The organism is Rhodococcus sp. WS1 (assembly GCF_003797745.1).
Lineage (GTDB): Bacteria > Actinomycetota > Actinomycetes > Mycobacteriales > Mycobacteriaceae > Rhodococcus_F > Rhodococcus_F erythropolis.
In genome coordinates, this window is the sequence record NZ_RKLZ01000002.1 from 2,154,874 (window position 1) to 2,174,277 (window position 19,404).

Consider the following 19,404-nt stretch of genomic DNA (forward strand, 5'->3'; position numbering starts at 1 on the left):
GCGCTGTGGGAGGACAACCTATCCCGGTGCTGACGGTGCTCGGCATCGTTGCGGCGGCCGTGGCAACCGTGGCTATCGGAATCTACGGCGTTCGGCTCGCTCGTACCACCTCGGACTTTCTCGTCGCGTCCAGAACCGTCAGCGCGCGGTGGAATGCGACGGCCATCTCCGGTGAGTACCTCTCCGCTGCTTCGTTTCTCGGCGTGGCCGGGCTGGTCGCGAAATACGGCGCCGACGCCCTCTGGTATCCCATCGGATTCACCGCCGGATACCTCGCCCTGCTGCTGTTCGTCGCAGCACCGCTTCGGCGTTCCGGTGCATATACCGTCCCCGATTTCGCCGAATTCCGTCTCGGCTCACCGCGATTGCGCAAGCTCGCAATGCTCGTCGTCGCGATGGTGTGCATCCTGTATCTGATTCCACAGTTCCAAGGCGCGGGACTGACGCTCAACATTCTGCTCGGGGTTCCCAGCTGGATCGGCGGGGTCGCGGTCGGGGTCATCGTCATCGCCAACGTCGTCGGCGGCGGGATGCGATCGATCACCTACGTTCAGGCCTTCCAGTACTGGCTGAAACTGACTGCCGTCGCGATTCCCGCTGTGGCACTGACCTTCTACTTCTTCGGCGATCATCACGACGTCGGCGCGTCGATGCCGCCGACGGTCACCACTGCGACGACCGTCGACATCACCACCGACGTCGTCGTCCAGGTATCCGAGCCGGTGGCGGTCAGCGGCGGCGCAGTCGACGGGCGAGTGGTCGAAGGAACCGTGACACTGGGCCCGGGGGAGCACACCCTCGGTGAAGGCATGTCCATGGTTCTCGACGCGGGAGCCGCGGTTCCCGTCATCGCGGGAGCGCCTGCGCAGAACTCGGATTGGATCACCCCGGGTTGGGGTTTCGGTGGGCCGCACCCGATGTATCAGGTGTACTCGCTGATGCTCGCGACCTTCCTCGGAACGCTCGGTCTGCCTCACGTTCTCGTCCGGTTCTACACCAACCCCGACGGCCGGGCCGCTCGTCTGACCTCGCTTGCAGTTGTCGGTCTGGTCAGCGTGTTCTACCTGTTTCCGACCCTCCTCGGCGTCTTCGCTCGCCTGTACGTTCCGCAACTTCTGATCACGGGCACCTCCGACGCCGCGGTGTTGCTGCTGCCGGGTTCGGTGTTCTCGGGGTGGGGCGGACAACTGCTGGCAGCCCTCGTCGCGTCAGGTGCCATTGCCGCCTTCTTGTCGACGTCGTCCGGATTGCTCGTCAGCATCGCGGGCGTCGTCAGTACCGATGTTCTCCGCGGACGAGTTCGAGACTTCCGTATTGCAGCGCTCCTGGCCGGGCTCGTTCCGCTCGTGCTGTCGCTGGCGGTGGTGTCGGTCGACCTCTCGAGAACCGTCGGGTTGGTGTTCGCGGTCGCCGCGTCGACGCTCTGCCCACTGCTCGTGTTGGGTATCTGGTGGCGCGGTCTGACTGCCGTCGGCGCGGGGGCGGGGATGGTGGTCGGTGGATGTGTTGCGGGCACTGCCGCCACTGTCGCCGTCCTGGGTGGTTTGTCGGAGGACGTCCTCGGTGGCTGGCCGGCAGCCATTTTCGCGTTCCCGGCTGCGGTGAGCGTGCCGCTGGCGTTCCTCACGATGATCGTCGTGAGCAAGGTGTCGTCGAAGCAGATACCGGCAGATATTGCGCGAATCTTCACGCGGATGCACGCCCCGGAACGGCTCGGAATGGGCTCCGATCGCGAAGACGATCTCCGCCAGCCCTGACTTTCACCGCCCGAACCCTCTGCCGTTGGTCGCGCCTGCCTGACCGTTCGGCGCAGCGCGCGACTGCTCACCGTGTGACTGGCGCCACAGCATCTTCATGTGACTCCGATCTCACTAACGTCTGTGCGTAGTTCACTTCACACGCGAGGCGAGGAGCCGGCAGTGTCCACAGCAGAAATCAGTGAGGGGTCGCCGCAAGAGCGACGTACCCCGGATGCCCAGGCATTCATAGACATGCAAGCGAGTCCCGAATTCCAGGAACTCCGAACGCGTCTGCGCAAGTTCGTTTTCCCCATCACTGCATTCTTCCTGCTCTGGTATGCGGTGTACGTCGTCCTGGCTACCTATGCCCACGACTTCATGGCCACCAAGGTCCTCGGCAACATCAATCTCGGCATCATCCTCGGCCTCGGGCAGTTCGTCACGACCTTCGCCATCACCGCGTGGTACGTGAAGTTCGCCGGTCGTGAGCTCGATCCCCGCTCCGCCGCCATCCGTGAAGAACTGGAAGGTCCCGCACAGTGATCACCACACTCGCCGCGTCCGGAACGGACGTAGGAAACCCCGCCTTCAACATCGCGATCTTCCTCGCGTTTGTCGTCGTGACCATGACGCTGGTCATCCGCGCCAGCCGGACCACCAAGAAGGCGTCCGACTTCTACACCGGCGGTGGGCAGTTCACCGGCCCGCAGAACGGGTTCGCCATCGCCGGCGACTACCTCTCGGCGGCATCGTTCCTCGGTATCGCAGGTGCGATCGCCGTGTACGGCTACGACGGATTCCTGTACTCCATCGGATTCCTTGTCGCCTGGTTGGTTGCGTTGCTTCTGGTCGCCGAATTGCTCAGGAACACCGGCAGATTCACGATGGCCGACGTCCTGAGCTTCAGGCTCAAGCAGCGTCCGGTGCGCATGGCGGCAGCCCTGTCCACCCTGGCCGTTTCCCTCTTCTACCTTCTTGCCCAGATGGCCGGCGCCGGTGGACTTGTCGCCCTGCTGCTCAACATCGACGGCAAGGTGGGACAGTCGATCGTCGTCGCGATCGTGGGTGTGCTGATGATCGTGTACGTCTTGGTCGGCGGCATGAAGGGCACCACCTACGTACAGATGGTCAAGGCAGTTCTGCTGGTTGCCGGAGCCGGAATCATGTTCGTACTCGTTCTGTGGGCAGTGCGCGGCAACTTCTCTCAGTTGCTCGCCAATGCGCAGGACATGGTCAACAGTTCCACCACCAAGGGTGTGCAGGGACGAGACATCCTCGGACCCGGTGCCAAGTACGGTCTTTCCGGAATGACGAAGCTCGACTTCATCTCTCTCGGAATCGCTTTGGTACTCGGCACTGCGGGCCTGCCGCACGTGCTGATGCGCTTCTACACGGTGCCCACTGCCAAGGAGGCTCGCCGCTCGGTGACCTGGGCGATCGCGCTCATCGGTGCCTTCTACCTGTTCACACTGGTTCTCGGTTACGGCGCGGCCAGCATGGTCGGACCGGACAAGATCTTGGCAGCGCCAGGTAAGGAGAACGCGGCCGCTCCGTTGCTCGCCTTCGAGCTCGGTGGCACCATCTTCCTCGGCATCATCTCCGCGGTGGCGTTCGCGACCATCCTCGCCGTCGTTGCCGGTCTCGCGATCACTGCTTCGGCGTCGTTCGCTCACGACATCTACGCCAGTGTCATCAAGCGCGGCAACGCAACCGAGGAGCAGCAGGTTCGAGTTTCTCGAATCACCGTCGTGGTCATCGGACTCGTCTCCATCGTTCTCGGCATCATGGCGATGGGGCAGAACATCGCCTTCCTGGTGGCCCTCGCCTTTGCAGTGGCGGCCTCGGCGAACCTGCCCACCTTGCTGTACTCGCTGTTCTGGAAGAAGTTCAACACCACCGGTGCGCTCTTCAGCATCTACGGCGGTTTGGTCAGCTGCTTGACGCTGATCGTGTTCTCCCCGGCAGTGTCGGGCAAGCCGTCGTCGATGTTCCCGAACTCCGACTTCGCCTGGTTCCCGCTCTCGAACCCCGGCATCGTCTCGATCCCGCTGGCATTCGTCCTCGGTATCGTCGGTACGTACATCGGACGCAACAAGATCGAAGATCCGGCAAAGCAGGCGGAGATGGAAGTTCGCTCCCTCACCGGCGTCGGCGTCGAAAAGGCCGTCAGCCACTAAGAGGGGCAAAGCCCCGTGCGTCTTTCTGGTACCTCTGGTTACGGAAAAGGCGCACGGGGCTTATTGTTCTGCCATGGCAAAGCTCACAGTGAAAATCGACGTTCCGCTTCCTCCTCAAGAAGTGTGGGACAAGGCCTCCGATCTCAGCGGCTACGAAAACTGGCTCGTGGTTCACGACGGATGGCGCAGTGAACTTCCCGAGCAATTGGGTGTCGGCACCGAGATCAGCTCGGTCGTGACGGTGAAAGGCCTGCGCAACCGCGTTCGGTGGACCATCAAGAAGTACGACGTCCCGAAGGCGATCTCGCTCAAGGGAGACGGCAAGGGCGGGGTCAAGCTCGGTCTCGAACTCGATGTGAAGGCAAAGGGCGACGGATCGGAACTCGCGCTGACAGTCGAGTTGGGCGGCGCGCCGTTGTTCGGCCCGATCGGTTCGAGTGTGGCGCGGGCGCTCAAAGGCGATGTGGAGAAGTCGCTGGCCCAGTTTGTCCAGATCTACACCTAGTTTGTAGAGAATTCCACATGGAGCTACTTCACCGCTAACATGAGTTAGGATTCTTTTCGGCGGGATAAACCGGGCATCAGTTGGTTATTGATTCGGGTCCCGCCGGAAAGGATTCGATCAATGTCGTCTCGTCATGGGTACGGCGCACCACCTGCGTCCATGCCTCGATCCGTGCAGGTTCTGATCGGACTCTTGGCGGTAGTTGCAGTCGGTGGAACCGCAGCATTTGCCGTGACGTTCAAAAGCGTCAGCGACAAGGGAGAACTCGGTGCGGGCGCCGCTGCAGCTGCGACGGCAACCAACTGTGACAACCCGGAAACCGTGACCGTGGCGGCCGATCCGTCGATCGCCTCGGGACTCGAAGCTGTCGCCGCTGCCATCCCCGCCGCGGATCTCGGATGCAGCTCGCTCAGCGTGACGCCGCAAGATCCCGTGCTCACCGTCGCGGCGATCGCCGACGGTACGGCGCCCGCACTGTGGATCCCTGATTCGAGCGAATGGCTGGACAAGGTTTCGGCGAGCGGGCAGGAGATTCGCCGGATCAGCAACTCGGTCGCCTCCACCCCGGTTGTCGCCGTCTCTGCGCCGGGTACCGAGGCACCCGGCGCATGGACGGATGTCCTCGGCGCTCCATCGCTGCACATCGGCGATCCCCTGACCAGTGCCGTCTCCAGCGCGCCGATCGTGGCGGCCTTTGCCGAGACCCAGTCGCGGGGCGGGGACCTCACATCCATCTCGGCATCCCTGGTCCCGGTGGCACAAGCGCAGTACGGAAATCTGAAGGAAACCGGTTCGATCGGGCGCATCCAAACCGTGGACGCGTCCGGCGGAACCGCGGTGACTACCGAGCAGACCTTCGAGGCTTATCTCGCCGCACATGCGGACAGTCGACTCACCGCGTCGGTACCGTCGTCCGGTTCGGTCTTCATGGACTACCCGATGGCAAGTGTGGGTGCAGACTCGTCGGCGGCAGACGACGCCGGCAAACTGCTGGCGGCAGCGCTGGCATCGGACACCGGGCGTTCCGTACTTGCCGGCCTCGGGTTCCGCGGCGCGGATCAGGCCCCACCGGTCGCCGGTGGAGTGGGAAAGGTTGGCTCGCTGGTGCCGTCCGATCCGTCTGTGGTCACCAAAGCGCTTGCGCGGTACGAGATTCTGTCCAGGCCTTCCCGCGCGCTGGCAGTTGTCGACGTCTCGGGGTCCATGGACTACATGCAGGACGGGGTCACTCGAATGGCCGCGACGGCGCAGGCCGGTGACATCGCGATCCGAATGTTTCCTGCCAACGCACAATTGGGTCTCTGGGCGTTCTCCGTAGACCTCGGTGTCGGGACGGACTACCGCGAACTCGAACCTGTCGCCCGTATGGATGCAACTGAAGGTGGCACGGATCATCGGAGCAAACTGCTGTCTCGGATCGACAACCTCTCTTCGATCGTCGGCGGCGGAACAGGTTTGTACGACAGCGTTCTCGCCGCGTATCGGTCCATGCAACAGTCCTACGATCCGGCCTCGATCAATTCGGTGATTCTGCTTACCGACGGTGCCAACGACGATCCGTCGGGTATCGCCCTGCAGGAACTTCTCGACACCCTGACTCGCGAGCAGGACCCGACGCGGCCGGTACCGATCATCACCATCGGTGTCACCGATGATGCCGATACCGATGTGCTCGAGCAGATTTCGGCTCTCACCGGCGGTAACAGTCACTTCGCTCCGACACCGGCAGACATCCCGAAGGTCTTCGTCGGCGCGATCAGTGGGCGCGCCGGCTGAACTACTCGAGAACGGGTGCGTCGGCGCTGTCGGTAATCCATTCGGTTGCGAGCTTCTCGAGGGTTCCGTCGGCGTAGAGCGCATCGACTGCCGCGGAGACGCACTCGGTCAGCGGACTGTTCTTCTCGAGCACCAAACCGAAGAATTCGGTGACTGCGTTGGGCCGCGGAAACTGACCCACGATGACCGACCCGGGCAGTTCGTTCTCGGTGATGTGGAATCCGGTCGGGATGTCGACGACCAATGCATCGATCTCGCCCGCGGCCAGCGCAGCTTTCGCGTCGTCCGTGGTCGCGAACTCGCGTGGCGCAGTGGTCGGAACAATCGTGTCGGTGATCGCCGCGAGGCTGGTTGAACCGGTCTGAGCGCCCAAACGGTAGCCGGCCAGATCCGCAAGATTCTTTGCACCGGCGGCCTTGCTTCCGCGTGAGGCGATCACCGACTGCGCCACTGCGTAATACGGCGAGCTGAAGTCGACGTTCGCGCGGCGATCCCCGGAAATCGTGAACTGATTGACGTCGAAGTCGAAATCCTTGGGGCCTGGTTTCAATGCGTCGTTGAAGGCGACAGTGGTGAAGCGAACCTGGTCGGTGTTGTACCCGAGCTTGTCGACGACCGCCCGGGCCACCGCACCCTCGAGGCCTTTGCCGTTCGACGGATCGTTGTCGACGAACCACGGCGCGTACGCCGGTGAGTCAGTGGCGATGGTCAGGACACCGTCTTCGAGGGTGGTCCCGCTCTGGGGTCCGCACTTGTCCACTGCGGTCGTCGAGGGAAGTTTGGTGAACGCCTCGGGAACCGTGGTGGTGGTATCTGCTGCCGCAGGTGCCTCCGGCTGCGACGAACACGAGCCCAACAAGATCGAGGAAGCGAAGATCGCGGTCACGGCAACTGCGCGTCGTGTCATAGGCACTAGGCCATCTTGCCTGTTTGTCCGGTCTGGACGTGACGGGGGTCTCGTGTGAGCGGAGTTCACGCAGCTGAGCGTCGCAGTGCAAGGCGCTCCGACGGTGTCGTCCCACCCCAGACTCCGTGCGGTTCAGCGGTCTCGAGTGCAAAGGTCAGGCAGTCCCGAATGACCGGGCAGCGGAAGCACACCTGCTTCGCGGAACTCTCCCGTGCAGCCCGATTGCGTCCGCGCTCTTCACCCGGCGAATAGAACACCGCCGGGTCCACTGTTTTACAGGTGGCGAACATCCGCCAGTTGTTGTCCACCAACGGCTCCACGGAACTGCGAACTGTCATCGTGGTCTCCTCTCCCATCGAGAATCCAGTCTTGCCCGTGGCCTGGCACAGCGGCAGGTTTCCGATCCATCAGATTTCTACTGCCAGACGCAGCGCTATCCAGACACAGCGCTATCCAGCACAATGAGGAAATGGCAACGACGGATCGGGGTCAGATCACTCTCGACGGCACAACCGTGTCCGTGACCAATCTGGGCAAGATCCTCTACCCCGAGAGCGGCACCACGAAGGCCGAAGTCATCGACTACTACACCCGTATCGCCGCCGTCATGCTTCCGCATGTCGTCGGTAGACCTGGTACTCGTAAGCGTTGGCCCAATGGTGTGGACGGTCAGTCCTTCTTCGAGAAGAACCTGGCGTCGTCTGCCCCTCAGTGGCTCACGCGTGCGTCGCTGCAACATTCTGATCGCGTCGTCACTTACCCGATTTTCGATTCCGTTGCATCCCTGGCGTGGCTGGGGCAACAGGCGGCACTCGAATTACACGTTCCCCAATGGCGATTCGACGGTTCCGAGCGTGGTCCGGCGACACGACTGGTATTCGATCTCGACCCGGGTGAGGGTGTCGGATTGACCGAGTGCGCCGAGGTGGCGAGGTCGATTCGAGATCTGGTCGCAACTCTGGGGTGGACGGCCTATCCGGTAACCAGTGGTAGCAAGGGAATCCACCTCTACGTTCCATTGGATCGAGCGTTGGACGGCAGTGGTGCGTCGACTGTCGCCAAGCAGATCGCCAACGGGCTCGAGAAGCTTCACCCGGATCTCGTCACCGCGACGATGGCGCGAAATGTCCGGGCAGGCAAGATCTTCGTTGACTGGAGTCAGAACAACGCAGCCAAGACCACCATTGCGCCGTATTCGATGCGCGGTCGCGATCAACCCTATGTTGCCGCGCCGCGCAGTTGGGACGAACTCGACGATCCGAAACTGCGCCACCTGCTGTTCGACGAGGTTCTGGAGCGCGTCGAATCCGACGGTGATCTGCTGGGCGATCTGGATCCGCCGGTCTCGGCGTCTGTAGCCGATACGTTGACGCACTACCGCAACAAGAGGTCAGCCGACCGGACTCCGGAGCCGATCCCTGCTGCAGTGGACAAGGAGACAGCGGGCAATACCTTTGTGATTCAAGAACATCACGCCAGACGATTGCATTACGACGTTCGTCTCGAGCGGGATGGTGTGCTTGTGTCCTGGGCAGTCCCGAAGGGTGTGCCGACCAGTGCCGGAGAAAATCGGTTGGCCGTGCACACCGAGGATCATCCGCTCGAATACGCCACATTCTCGGGCACGATTCCGAAGGGGGAGTACGGCGGCGGTTCGATGACGATCTGGGATTCCGGGACGTACGAGACCGAGAAGTGGCGTGAAGACGAGGTGATCGTGCGCTTGAGTGGGGAGCGGGTGCAGGGACGCTTCGCGCTGATCCGGACAAAGGGTGATCAGTGGTTGATGCATCTGATGAAGGATCAGAACGCGAGTTTCGGAACGGAGTTTCCCAAGAATCTCGAGCCGATGCTTGCCACCGCTGGAACGCTCGAAGGTCTCGACCCGCAGGAGTGGGCCTTCGAAGGAAAGTGGGACGGGATTCGAGTGATTCTCGAATCTCATTCGGGCACAATGTCGCTTCGCAGTCGCGCGGGTAACGACAAGACCCGGGACTATCCAGCCCTTGCCGGGTTGGCCGAGGTGCTGGACGGTCATGACGTGGTTCTCGACGGTGAGGTGGTGGCGTACAACGACGCGGGAGTTACAGATTTCGGCCTCCTCCAGCGAGGTGGGGAACCGGTGTTCCTGGCCTTCGATCTTCTGTACCTCGACGGAGTGTCTTTGCTGCGGAAGTCCTATTCGGATCGCCGCACCGTGTTGAATGCGTTGGCGGGCAAGGTCGGTGAGCTCGAGGTACCACCGCAGATCGAGGGCACGGCGGAGAACGCCTTGGAGGTGAGCACCGATGCCGGGTGGGAAGGGATTGTCGCCAAACGTCGTGCATCGGTCTACCTTCCAGGGCGGCGGGGGTCGAGTTGGATCAAGGTGAAGAACTGGCGCACCCAAGAGGTGGTGATCGGTGGGTGGCGCACCGGGCAGGGCAATCGAGCGCAAGGGATCGGGGCGCTGCTCATGGGAATTCCGGGTGAGGACGGATTGACCTACGTGGGACGCGTCGGTACCGGCTTCAGTGATCGTGATTTGGAGTCACTGCTTGCGTTGCTGGAACCGTTGCGTCAGAAGGAAAGTCCGTTCGAGGCGGAACTTCCAGCAGATGACCGCAAGGGTGCGGTGTGGGTGAGGCCTGAACTCGTCGGTGAGGCGCGGTTCATGGATTGGACGGCGACCGGACGCCTTCGCCACCCGAGTTGGCGGGGTCTGCGAGAGGACAAGAAGCCGGGCGACGTGGTGCGGGAAACAAGGCAATAACGGCCAACGCACTGAGAAACGCTGCTGCGGCACAGATCTGGATCCCCATGCACATCGCCGAAGTGTAAGCCTGATTCGCTGCCTCGGCCACAATGCTCACCGGGGGAGCGTCGGCGTGGATCTGCGCCAGATCGACTGTGGAAGTGCCGACTCCGGGTTCGAAGCGGGACCGGAAAACCGTTGCTACGACTGTCCCGACGACGGCGACGCCCAGAACTCCACCCAATTCCCGTACGACACTGTTTATCGAACTCGCCATCGAAGCCTGCTGGGGCGCAACCGACGACATCGACGCAGTTGTTGCCGGAGCCATGACCAACCCCATCCCGGCGCCAACCAGTGCCATGATCGCAGCCAGGACCCCGAACGGTGCGTACCTACCCGCGGCGATCGACAAGACCAACAGTCCCACGGACATGACCGCGAGGCCGCCCGCGATCGAACTGCGCACCCCGAGTCGGCCCACCACACGATCGCTGCTGGAGGCGACAGCCGCCATCACCAGTGCAAACGGAACTGCACCGACGCCGGCAACCAATGGACCGTAACCGCGAACGAATTGGAGGTATTGCGTGTACGTGAAGAGAACACCGAACAAGGCGAAGAACGTTGCGGCCAAGATGGCATTGGAGATGCTGAACACTCGGCTGGTGAAGATGCGCACGTCTGTCATCGGCGCCGGGGCCCGCAGCTCCCACCAGACGAACCCGGCGAGAAGTGCTGTTGCGCTGACGATCTCCAGCACCGTGATGGGCGACGACCATCCGCGAAGGCTTGCTTGGGTGAGGGCATCCACGATCAAAGCCAGTCCGCCGGCGGACAACAGGAGTCCGGGGATGTCGAAGGAACCCTTGACCATTCCTCCTGCTGAGGACACAAGAGAAACCGTCGCGGCTATCACAACGGCGACCAGTGGGACGTTTATCCAGAAGACGCTTCCCCAACTGAAATGTTCGAGAAGTACGCCACCGGCCACGGGGCCGATCGCGATTCCCAGTCCGGCGGTTGCAGACCAGATTCCTATCGCCCGGCCTCTCTCGTGCGGGGCGAACATCGAGACGACAAGTGACAGCGTCGCCGGCATGACCAGTGCGGCGGCTGCCCCCATCACTGTTCTCCAGCCGATCAGCTGCAACGACGTGTGAGAGAGGGCAGCGAAGGCTGACCCGAGAGCGAACAAGATGAGGCCGGTCAGAAGTATCCGACGGTGACCGAATCTCGCGCCGAGTCCACCTGCCGTGATGAGCAAGGCGGCGAACGCCAATGTGTATGCGTTGCTGATCCATTGCAGGTCGACGGTGGTCGCCCGCAGTTCGCGGGCAAGGGTCGGGATAGCGGTGTTGAGGATGGTGTTGTCGATCGTGACTACGACGAGGGATGTGCAGAGGGCGCCCAGTGCTGCCCATCGTCGCCGGTCAGTGGGTTCGAGGGAATTCATCATGTCCTTACGAATGTAACCTTACGAATGTTTAGTGATGAGAACGTACCCCCTCGCCTTACATGTGTAAAGTTTGTCGGGTGAGTGATGTTTCCGAAGATGCCGATGAAACTGGGACGAGTGGTTCTCGGAGTACTCGCGCCCGAAATCCGAGAGGAAGCGGCGCACGGCTCCGCGGAGAGATCGTCGCCGCAGCGGCGACGCTCATCGCCCGCACCGGATCGGATCAGGCGGTGACGCTCCGATCAGTCGCTCGCGAAGTCGGGATATCCGCACCATCTATCTACGGACACTTTTCCGATCGCGATGCCATTGTCGAAGCGGTGGTCTCCGAATCGCTGGAGCAGTTGCATCTCGCCGTGGCCGACGCCGTTTCCGCACACCCCGACCCGGTCGAGGGTCTGTATGCCGGGTGCTCGGCATACGTCGAGTTCGGCATTTCCGAGCCCGCTCGGTATCGGGTCTTGTTCGGGTGGTCCAGGCCGAAAGGTCAGTCACCACAATCGGATACGCGAGGACTGGCCGCCTTCAACACGCTGGTGACCAACCTTGACGCGTGCGTCGCCGCTGGGAGGTCGGCCAGCACAGACACTTTTGTCGATGCGGTATCGATCTGGACTTCGCTGCACGGACAGGTGATGTTGCGGGCCGATCTCCCGGAATTCCCGTGGCCGTCGACCGACACCGTCGGTGAGATGGTGAGGAGCCTTGCGCGGCTTGTGAACTGACACCTCAACCGTTTGCTGATCGGCAACCAGGCGAGGTCTGATCCAGCATCGTGAGATAGGCATCGAGCTGAGCCGCGCCGGCGAGAAGGTTGCGACTGCGTGTGGTCAGCCGGTCTTGCCAGGATTCGAGGAACGCTGCCAATGAGTCCGCTCCGCCGGCCTCGCGCAGCGAATCGAGAAACTGGGCGACTTGCGACAGTCGGTAGCCGCCGCGCCGCAGCTGCCGCGCGATCTCGGCGTCGCGCACACACTCCGGACCGTATTCGCGATAACCCGTTGCTCGTTCGCGCTCGGGGTGCAGGATGCCGTGCTCTTCCCACGTGCGCAGTGTCGCCGGATGAACGCCGAGACGGCGCGCAAGCTCACCGACCGTCAGCGCTGGACCGTGGACCAGTGCCGGTGCCATGGTGGACAGAGTCCCCAGCGTTGCGGCTACCTCGGTGCGAGTTCCTCGCTCGGCGAGCAGTGTCACGTGTGCACTGTCGATCAGGCGGTAGGCGGACTCGGTGTCGCCCTGGTTGGTCGCACGCATGATTTCCGTGGCCCGCTGGTGGCCGTGACCGCCGCGCAATGCGAGGAAAGTTCGCAGGGCCTGCGCGTGCACTGGGGTGTATCGCCGGTAGCCGGCGTTGCTGCGATCGGTCGGAGGAAGGACGCCGGCGTCGTCGTAATTGCGGATCGCCTGTGCGGACAACCCGTGTTCACGGGCAAGGTCGATGGGCCGCACTGATCACCTCCGATTGAGGCTTTTCACGGTATACCCCAGGTAATTGTTGTAAAAGTTTCACGCGAATCTTCAACGATACTGTCGAAGGCAGTCCACCTTCGAAAGGGATGATCATGTCCACTGCCCCAGCGCTGAGTGAGTTCGGCCGCCAACTCGAAGACGCGGCAAGTCTTGGTCGTGCCGTCGACGAAGTGCTCGCAGCACGAACCGAGGTGCCGGCTCTGCTCGCTCTCGGCGAGCCGACTCATGGGATCAAGGCTTTTCCGTTGCTGCGCAACGAACTTCTCGGCCAACTGGTCGAACGAGGATATCGGTCGATCGTGCTCGAAACAGATGCCTTTGCGGCATTGCTTGTCGACGGCTACGTGAACGGGGGAGAGGCGGACATCGAGAAGGTGCTCGCCACAGGCTTCAGCCACGGATTCGGTGCGGTACCGGGTAACCGCGAACTCGTCGAATGGCTACGCGAGTACAACGACGGTCGCGCTCCGGCTGACCGAGTTCGCTTCTACGGCTTCGACGCTCCGGTGGAGTACTCCGGTGCACCGAGCCCGCGCCGCGCACTGTCTGCGGCAGGTGACTTCCTGCCCGCCGCGTTGCGGCCACAATCTCTCGACGACGCCGACCTCTTTCTGGGGCAGGACGCCGACTGGACCAACCCGGCGGCGATGTTCGATCCGGCTGCGTCCGTCGGCAACTCCGATCATGCTCGCGCCCTGCGCATCATTGCGGACGACCTCGGCAGCGTCCTTCGGCGCGCCGCACCAGTGCTGCGACCCGCCGACCCTGCCGGGTACGACCTGGCCCTTGCACATTCACGCACCGCTCTGGGGCTCTTGCGGTATCACTCCGCGATGGCGAGTTCCGCTCCTGATCGCATTGGAACACTGCTCAGTCTGCGTGCCGAGATGATGGCCGAGAACCTGCTGGCGGTCATCGCCCAGGAGCAGCGACGCGGGCCTAGCCTGCTGTTCGCACACAATGCCCATCTCTTGCGAATGCCGTCCGACATGCCGGTCAACGGCAACGTGGTCAGTTGGGGGAGCGCCGGCTCACTTGTCGGACTTCTCCTCGGGGAGCGTTACGTATTTTTGGCAACCGACGCCAACCCCGACAGTGATCCGGGCACGCTTCAGGGAGCGTTGGCCGATGCGACCGGTCGGCGTGCCCTGTTCTCGACTCCGGCCCTGCGAGCCGCGCTCGGCCCGTCGATCACCGCGGGAGAAGCGATCCTGCCAGGGCATCTGCCGCTGAAACCTTCGGAGTTGGACGGCGCCGACGCGGTCATCTTCGTCGCGGATACCGACGGGCAGCGTCATCAGTACTGGTAACAGCGTCAGGGGCAGAGCGCGTGCGAGAGTATCGCGACGGTGTCCGGCTGGTCCTTCGGCGTCGACGTCAGCGTCACGGTGAACGCACGATCCGGCGTCGCACCGGACAGCGTGTAGTACCCGTAGATCCCGCCACTGTGGCCGGTATAGGTGACGCCGCAGGGAAGTTCGGTGGCGCCGACGCCCATCCCGTACCCGAGCCCCTCGGCTTCGGTGGCGCCGACCTGAGGGGTGGTCATCTCGGCAAGCTGCTCGGCCGGCACCACCTGCCCGTCGAGTAGCGCGCGCCAGAAGGCGTTCAGGTCTGTGCCCGTCGAGACCATCGCTCCGGCAGACCAGGGGATCGACGGTTCCGTGCGGGAAACATCGGTCAGGCCACCATCGAGATCCTGATAGCCCGTCAGGTGATCGCCCCTGATATCGCGCTCACCGGCCGCCGGGAGGTACGTGTCGTCCAGGTCCAGCGGGTCGAGTATCCGAGACTGAAGTTCGTCGGCGTAGCTGCGGCCGGTCACCGATTCGACGAGCATTCCGAGAACGATGTAGTTGGTGTTGGTGTAGACGAACGACGTTCCGGGGACGAATTGCGCCGGTTTGCCGAGGGCGATGGCGACCGCGGCGGACGGCGTCAGCGTTCGGTCCTCGTTTGCGGCAATCCATTCGTCGGCGCCGGGTTCTCCGGCGAACTCGGGTAGGCCGCTGCGATGTTGCAACAGTTGCCGCACGGTGATTGCGCTACCGTCTGTGCCACTGCCGTCCATGTCACTGCCGTGCAGTAGGCCCGGGAGGTACTGCTCGATCGGTGCGTCGAGGTCGACCTTGCCTTCGGCCACCAACTGCAGGACGAGTGAAGCGGTGAATGTCTTTGTCACACTTCCGATCCGGACCCGATCATTCTTGCCGATCGAATCGCCGTTGGTCCGATTGGGTACGCCGCTGGTCATGACAGCCGTCGTGGTTCCGTCGTCGAGTGTTGCGATCGACCCGACGACACCCGACCTGGTGAGTCCGTCGAGATCCGATTGAATCTCCACTGCGCGCTGGAGCGTCGAGCAACCGATCAGCGCCGTGGTAGCTCCGATGATGACCGCGGCGACAAGGAGGTATGAGCGCATGATTTCGAATCTAGGGATCCGCCGGCGCCGACGGATCCAGGAAATCCCCGATCATTCCCTGATCTTTGCCAGGCCGGGACGTAAGGCCTGTTTGTCGAAAACCGACAAATGGGATCAATGATTCCTGTCCGAACACCACGTCTACGCCGTTAACATCCGAACGAAGTGTTTGTTTTCACGTGCCTTACCAGTTCACGGCTATCGAGGTGCGCTGCTGCGCGCCGAAACGACTCCCACGAAGGACGGATGCATGAAGAAGTCGACACTCCGCACGGGAACGGTCGCTGCTCTGCTGACCGGAAGCGTCCTGTTGCTCTCCGCTGCCCCCGCCTCGGCCGACCCGGGGAGCCTCGGTAGCGGCGGCAGTAGCGGGAGCTCCGGCAGCCTGGGAAGCGCAGGAAGCATCAGCAGCGGATCAGCCGCCCTCCCCATTCCGAGTCCGGCAGGCCTGATCGCGCTGGCAGCAGCGAGCACTCAGACCGGAAAGCCCTACCAATGGGGCGGAGTCGGGCCGAACTCGTGGGACTGCTCCGGGCTGGTGCAATGGGCGTTTCGGCAGGCCGGAGTGAATCTGCCAAGGACCAGCCAACAGCAGGCCAACGTCGGACAGCCGGTTCCTCGGTGGGCCCTCGCTCCCGGCGACGTCATCACCTTCTACCCCGGTGCGACGCACGTCGGCATCTACGCCGGATTCGGAATGGTGTTCAACGCCTACGGAGTTGGTGTTCCGACCGGACTGACGCCGCTGGCGGATCTGCCGATCAACAACATCCGCAGGTTCTAGAACCTGCACAGAACCTTCACAAGTCCTCCCAGGTTCATCCACGAGGGCCGAATACAGTCAGTTCCATGAGTCAGCGAAGAGTGCTCGTGGTCGACGACGAGGTCAGTATCTGCGAGTCCATCGCAGCGAGGCTGCGTGCCGAGGGCTACGACGTCGAGTTGGCATTCGACGGTCCCAGTGCTGTGACCCGTTGCGAGCAGATGGATGCCGACCTAGTGGTGCTCGACGTGATGATGCCGGGATTCGACGGCCTCGAAGTCTGCCGCCGCATCCAGGCCGTGCGCCCGGTGCCCGTGCTGATGTTGACCGCTCGTGCCGATGAAACCGACATGCTGATCGGTCTCGGCGTCGGGGCCGACGATTATCTGAGCAAGCCGTTCAGCATGCGTGTCCTCGTCGCCCGTGTTCAGGCGTTGCTTCGGCGCGCTGATCGTGCGGAGCACGCTGCTCGCCCGGTGGCCGACTTGCTCGAGTTCGGCGACGTCGTGATCGACCTGACCGAACGTCGAGTGCGTCGTGATACGCAGGAAGTCCACCTGACTCGCACCGAATTCGATCTCATCGCCTACCTGGCGGAGCGGCCGCGAGCGGCGATCCCGCGGGAGTCGCTGCTCGAGGAGATCTGGGGCTGGGGTGAGGGAGCGGGTAGTCGGACCGTCGACAGCCACGTCAAGGCTCTACGACGCAAGCTCGGACCTTCCGTGATCCGGACAGTTCACGGCGTCGGGTACGCCTGGGACGTGCCGCGATGAGCGGCGTCGACCGACTCTTTGCACGGTGGCCGCGGCCGCTGGACCCGATGCGATCGTTCAAAGTGAAGGTCGGCCTCCTGGTTGTCGCAGCGTTGTTGTTCGCCGCGGGCGGTTTCTGGCTGACGTCGCAACAACCATTTCGTTTTGCTCTCCTGACGGCGTTGGTTGTCGCTCTCGGAGTTACACAAGTGCTCGCACACGGAATGACGTCACCGCTTCGCGAGATGACAGCCGCGGCGAAGGCGATGGCGCGCGGCGATTATTCGCGGCGGGTACGAGCGACTTCCCGCGACGAAGTAGGCGAACTCGCCCATGCGTTCAATCGGATGGCCGAGGACCTCGGGGCCGACGACCGGTACCGCCGCGAGTTGATCGGCAACGTCTCCCACGAATTACGGACGCCCATCACCGCTTTGCAAGCCATGCTCGAAAACGTTGTCGACGGTGTCGAAGAACCGGATCCGGCGATGATGAAATCGGCGTTGCGGCAGACGGAACGACTGGGAGCGCTGGTGGCCGACCTTCTCGACCTCTCGAAACTCGAGGGCGGCGCTATGCCGTTGAAGCGCCGCCGTTTCGAGGTCGAGCCGTTCCTACGTGAGCTGTCGAGTGTGAGTGCGGGCGACATCGAGATAGACGTCAAGCCTCCGAAATTGTCCGTGGTAGCCGATCCGGATCGCCTCCATCAGGTGGTGACCAACCTGGTGGACAACGCGGTTCAGCACGGGAACGTCGACACGAAAGTTGTCATCCGAGTACGTACCGGCAGTGCAGGGGAGTTGGTGCTCGATGTCCACGACGACGGCCCCGGCATCGAGCCACAAGCCCGTGAGCGAGTGTTCGACCGCTTCATCCGCGGCGGATCGACCGACGGGGGTACCGGGCTCGGCCTCGCGATCGCGAAGTGGGCGGTCGAATTACATGACGGCAGGATCGCCGTCGTCGATGCCCCGTCGGGCTGCTGCATTCGAGTAGTGCTGCCGCAGAGCTGAATCAAAGTTTCCTACGAGATCGAGAGATCTCGCGATGGCGCATGCCTTCATCAGGCCTTCGCCCGTAGTTCCGAACCCGAAATTTGAACCCGAAACATGGGAGATCACATGAGCGCTCCAATAGTCATTCCGCCGAAAGCGCCGATACCGGTTGCAAAACCCAAGCGACCCAGCCGGTTCTGGCGTCCCGATCGCACGTCGATGGCCACCCGCTCGATGCTCGTCGGCGCGAGCGGCGTTGGGGCGCTGGCGGCCCTGATCCTCGATCCAGGGTTCGTGAGTATCGCGTACGTGGTCGTCGGTGTCGGCGTGGTGATCGTGTTCGGGATTCTGACGCCGCCGCGGATGTCTACGACGCAGTGGGCCGCCGCGATGGGGATGCTCGCACTTCTGGGCGTTGCCGCCGTTCGCGGTGCGGAGTGGTTGGTGTTCCTCTGCGTCGTAGCTGCGTGGGTTCTGTTCACGTGGACTCTGATCGGCGGGCGGACGTGGACCGGAATACTTCTGGGAACGTTCGCTCCCTGGCGGGCACCCCACCGGACGGTCAACTTCGTTCGTCGTCGAAAACTTGCTACCCGCTCTGCTCCGCGGGTGCCGGCGGCGCGAGTTGTCGTCGTGAGCGCAGTGTCGATTCTTCTCCTGCTGATTTTCGGATCTTTGTTCGTGAGTGCGGATCCGGAGTTCGCGAAGATCTTCGGCGGCTTCGCTCCTGCCATCTCCGTGTCGAACCCGGGAGCACGGATCTTTGCCGGCGTCGTGATGGCGTTCGGCACGCTGGTTGCGGTGTACCTGCGTCGCAGAACGCCGACGGTGGACGCGTTTGCACCTGCGCCGGCGACGCCGTTGCCGATGTGGGAGTGGGCGGTCCCGCTCGGAGTACTCAACGTGCTGTTCCTCGGTTTTGTTGCAGTACAGACGAAGACGCTGTTCGGGGGAGACGAACACGTACAGGTGACCGATGGACTGACCTACGCGGACTACGCGCGTGAGGGTTTCTGGCAGCTCATGGCGGTTACCGTGCTGACGCTGCTCGTCATCGCCGTCGCAGTGCGGTACATCGACCGCCGCGACGCTGGATCGAGGCGTCTTGCCCGCGGACTGTTGGGTGCACTGTGCCTCTTCAGTCTGGTGATCGTGGCATCCGCTGTGCACCGGATGTGGTTGTACGAGAATCAGTACGGTTTCACGGTGCTCCGGGTCAGCGTCTTCGCGACAGAGCTGCTTCTGGGCTTCGTGTTCGTGTTGTTGCTCGTCGCAGGTATTCGGATGTCCGGGAAGTGGCTGCCCACAGCCGTTCTCGCCACTTCGGCCGTCGCGCTGCTGGCCTTCGCGGTGTTCAACCCCGATGCGTACATCGCGCAAAAGAACGTGGAGCGGTTCGAGGGCGGCAAGAGCATAGACGTTTCCTACTTACGCGGGCTCTCCGTCGACGCGGTACCTGCCTTGGATCGTCTACCGGAACCGCAGCGTTCATGTGCCTTGAGCAGATATCGATTCGGAGTGCCGGGCACCACTGCGCCCTGGGAGTTCAACGCAGCGCGTGAGAAGGCGCGCGACATCCTGGAAGCTCGCCCGGTCGGGCCGTGCCTGCAGATGTACACGGTCGGATAGACGCAGGGCGATTGTGCAGCCGCACGGCAGATATCGCGCGCGGCTGCACAATCGGCGAGCGTCGCCTGTT

At 62.8% G+C, this 19,404-nt stretch carries 17 protein-coding genes; 12 read left to right on the forward strand and 5 right to left on the reverse strand.

Annotation, left to right across the window (positions count from 1 at the left end; all coding sequences use genetic code 11):
* The first annotated feature begins 5 nt into the window (after nucleotides 1–5).
* The 5 genes from EEB12_RS22860 (at nucleotide 6) to EEB12_RS22880 (ending at nucleotide 6,197) form a co-directional block, all read left to right on the forward strand.
* Nucleotides 6–1,757: a cation acetate symporter gene (locus EEB12_RS22860; RefSeq protein ID WP_141488556.1), complete on the forward strand. Its 1,752-nt coding sequence runs from the start codon at nucleotides 6–8 to the stop codon at nucleotides 1,755–1,757.
* 162 nt (nucleotides 1,758–1,919) lie between these two features.
* Nucleotides 1,920–2,282 (forward strand): DUF485 domain-containing protein, encoded by a 363-nt coding sequence (locus EEB12_RS22865; RefSeq protein ID WP_003939976.1) that lies wholly within the window; start codon nucleotides 1,920–1,922, stop codon nucleotides 2,280–2,282.
* Entirely contained in the window at nucleotides 2,279–3,916 is a 1,638-nt protein-coding gene (locus EEB12_RS22870; RefSeq protein ID WP_003939876.1) for a cation acetate symporter, read from the forward strand. The genes EEB12_RS22865 and EEB12_RS22870 overlap by 4 nt, the downstream gene beginning before the upstream one ends.
* Before the next feature lie 73 nt (nucleotides 3,917–3,989).
* The gene (locus tag EEB12_RS22875) at nucleotides 3,990–4,421 is read left to right on the forward strand and encodes an SRPBCC family protein (protein WP_003939735.1); all 432 of its coding nucleotides are present in this window, start codon (nucleotides 3,990–3,992) and stop codon (nucleotides 4,419–4,421) included.
* Between the two features lie 120 nt (nucleotides 4,422–4,541).
* Nucleotides 4,542–6,197: a substrate-binding domain-containing protein gene (locus EEB12_RS22880; protein ID WP_141488557.1), complete on the forward strand. Its 1,656-nt coding sequence runs from the start codon at nucleotides 4,542–4,544 to the stop codon at nucleotides 6,195–6,197.
* A gap of 1 nt (nucleotide 6,198) precedes the next feature.
* Here EEB12_RS22880 and EEB12_RS22885 read toward each other — a convergent pair whose 3' ends face one another.
* Complete coding sequence (locus EEB12_RS22885; RefSeq protein WP_020970424.1) at nucleotides 6,199–7,104, reverse strand: transporter substrate-binding domain-containing protein; 906 nt, start codon at nucleotides 7,102–7,104, stop codon at nucleotides 6,199–6,201.
* A 65-nt stretch (nucleotides 7,105–7,169) separates the two neighbouring features.
* Nucleotides 7,170–7,442, reverse strand: a complete 273-nt coding sequence (locus EEB12_RS22890; protein ID WP_019744832.1) for a WhiB family transcriptional regulator — start codon at nucleotides 7,440–7,442, stop codon at nucleotides 7,170–7,172.
* Nucleotides 7,443–7,573: 131 nt separating this feature from the next.
* On the opposite strand from EEB12_RS22890, the gene EEB12_RS22895 reads away from it, so the two are divergent.
* The gene (locus tag EEB12_RS22895) at nucleotides 7,574–9,856 is read left to right on the forward strand and encodes an ATP-dependent DNA ligase (RefSeq protein WP_141488558.1); all 2,283 of its coding nucleotides are present in this window, start codon (nucleotides 7,574–7,576) and stop codon (nucleotides 9,854–9,856) included.
* On the opposite strand, the gene EEB12_RS22900 is transcribed toward EEB12_RS22895, so the two are convergent.
* On the reverse strand, nucleotides 9,756–11,297 hold the full coding sequence (locus EEB12_RS22900; protein WP_141488559.1) for an MFS transporter: 1,542 nt from the start codon (nucleotides 11,295–11,297) through the stop codon (nucleotides 9,756–9,758). The two genes, EEB12_RS22895 and EEB12_RS22900, sit on opposite strands and share 101 nt — an antisense overlap.
* 77 nt (nucleotides 11,298–11,374) lie before the next feature.
* On the opposite strand from EEB12_RS22900, the gene EEB12_RS22905 reads away from it, so the two are divergent.
* A complete protein-coding gene (locus EEB12_RS22905) occupies nucleotides 11,375–12,022 on the forward strand; it encodes a TetR/AcrR family transcriptional regulator (protein ID WP_003940096.1) in 648 nt (215 codons plus the stop codon).
* Nucleotides 12,023–12,026: 4 nt separating this feature from the next.
* Here the strand turns inward: EEB12_RS22905 and EEB12_RS22910 are convergent, their stop codons facing one another.
* Nucleotides 12,027–12,749 carry a TioE family transcriptional regulator gene (locus tag EEB12_RS22910; RefSeq protein WP_019744829.1) on the reverse strand — a complete coding sequence of 241 codons (723 nt, stop codon included), beginning with the start codon at nucleotides 12,747–12,749 and terminating at the stop codon, nucleotides 12,027–12,029.
* A 107-nt stretch (nucleotides 12,750–12,856) separates the two neighbouring features.
* On the opposite strand from EEB12_RS22910, the gene EEB12_RS22915 reads away from it, so the two are divergent.
* Nucleotides 12,857–14,080, forward strand: coding sequence for an erythromycin esterase family protein (locus tag EEB12_RS22915; protein ID WP_141488560.1), 1,224 nt, complete (start codon nucleotides 12,857–12,859; stop codon nucleotides 14,078–14,080).
* A gap of 5 nt (nucleotides 14,081–14,085) precedes the next feature.
* Here EEB12_RS22915 and EEB12_RS22920 read toward each other — a convergent pair whose 3' ends face one another.
* Nucleotides 14,086–15,195: a serine hydrolase domain-containing protein gene (locus EEB12_RS22920; protein WP_141488561.1), complete on the reverse strand. Its 1,110-nt coding sequence runs from the start codon at nucleotides 15,193–15,195 to the stop codon at nucleotides 14,086–14,088.
* Between the two features lie 250 nt (nucleotides 15,196–15,445).
* Between EEB12_RS22920 and EEB12_RS22925 the strand changes: the two genes are divergently transcribed.
* From EEB12_RS22925 to EEB12_RS22940, 4 genes are all read left to right on the forward strand, one after another.
* Nucleotides 15,446–15,979, forward strand: coding sequence for an NlpC/P60 family protein (locus tag EEB12_RS22925; RefSeq protein ID WP_029255974.1), 534 nt, complete (start codon nucleotides 15,446–15,448; stop codon nucleotides 15,977–15,979).
* Nucleotides 15,980–16,044: 65 nt separating this feature from the next.
* Nucleotides 16,045–16,731 (forward strand): response regulator transcription factor, encoded by a 687-nt coding sequence (locus EEB12_RS22930; RefSeq protein WP_020908708.1) that lies wholly within the window; start codon nucleotides 16,045–16,047, stop codon nucleotides 16,729–16,731.
* Complete coding sequence (locus tag EEB12_RS22935; RefSeq protein ID WP_020908707.1) at nucleotides 16,728–17,723, forward strand: sensor histidine kinase; 996 nt, start codon at nucleotides 16,728–16,730, stop codon at nucleotides 17,721–17,723. Before EEB12_RS22930 ends, EEB12_RS22935 begins: the two co-directional genes overlap by 4 nt.
* A 108-nt stretch (nucleotides 17,724–17,831) precedes the next feature.
* Entirely contained in the window at nucleotides 17,832–19,334 is a 1,503-nt protein-coding gene (locus EEB12_RS22940; RefSeq protein WP_258537185.1) for a DUF4153 domain-containing protein, read from the forward strand.
* Nucleotides 19,335–19,404: the final 70 nt, after the last annotated feature.

What these genes read in the sequence shown, in the direction of transcription:
- EEB12_RS22875 (WP_003939735.1), top strand. Translation starts at nt 3,990, where the DNA reads ATGGCAAAGCTCACAGTGAAAATCGACGTTCCGCTTCCTCCTCAAGAA.
- EEB12_RS22880 (WP_141488557.1), top strand. Translation starts at nt 4,542, where the DNA reads ATGTCGTCTCGTCATGGGTACGGCGCACCACCTGCGTCCATGCCTCGA.
- EEB12_RS22885 (WP_020970424.1), bottom strand. Translation starts at nt 7,104, where the DNA reads ATGACACGACGCGCAGTTGCCGTGACCGCGATCTTCGCTTCCTCGATC.
- EEB12_RS22890 (WP_019744832.1), bottom strand. Translation starts at nt 7,442, where the DNA reads ATGACAGTTCGCAGTTCCGTGGAGCCGTTGGTGGACAACAACTGGCGG.
- EEB12_RS22895 (WP_141488558.1), top strand. Translation starts at nt 7,574, where the DNA reads ATGGCAACGACGGATCGGGGTCAGATCACTCTCGACGGCACAACCGTG.
- EEB12_RS22900 (WP_141488559.1), bottom strand. Translation starts at nt 11,297, where the DNA reads ATGATGAATTCCCTCGAACCCACTGACCGGCGACGATGGGCAGCACTG.
- EEB12_RS22915 (WP_141488560.1), top strand. Translation starts at nt 12,857, where the DNA reads ATGATCATGTCCACTGCCCCAGCGCTGAGTGAGTTCGGCCGCCAACTC.
- EEB12_RS22920 (WP_141488561.1), bottom strand. Translation starts at nt 15,195, where the DNA reads ATGCGCTCATACCTCCTTGTCGCCGCGGTCATCATCGGAGCTACCACG.
- EEB12_RS22925 (WP_029255974.1), top strand. Translation starts at nt 15,446, where the DNA reads ATGAAGAAGTCGACACTCCGCACGGGAACGGTCGCTGCTCTGCTGACC.
- EEB12_RS22930 (WP_020908708.1), top strand. Translation starts at nt 16,045, where the DNA reads ATGAGTCAGCGAAGAGTGCTCGTGGTCGACGACGAGGTCAGTATCTGC.
- EEB12_RS22935 (WP_020908707.1), top strand. Translation starts at nt 16,728, where the DNA reads ATGAGCGGCGTCGACCGACTCTTTGCACGGTGGCCGCGGCCGCTGGAC.
- EEB12_RS22940 (WP_258537185.1), top strand. Translation starts at nt 17,832, where the DNA reads ATGAGCGCTCCAATAGTCATTCCGCCGAAAGCGCCGATACCGGTTGCA.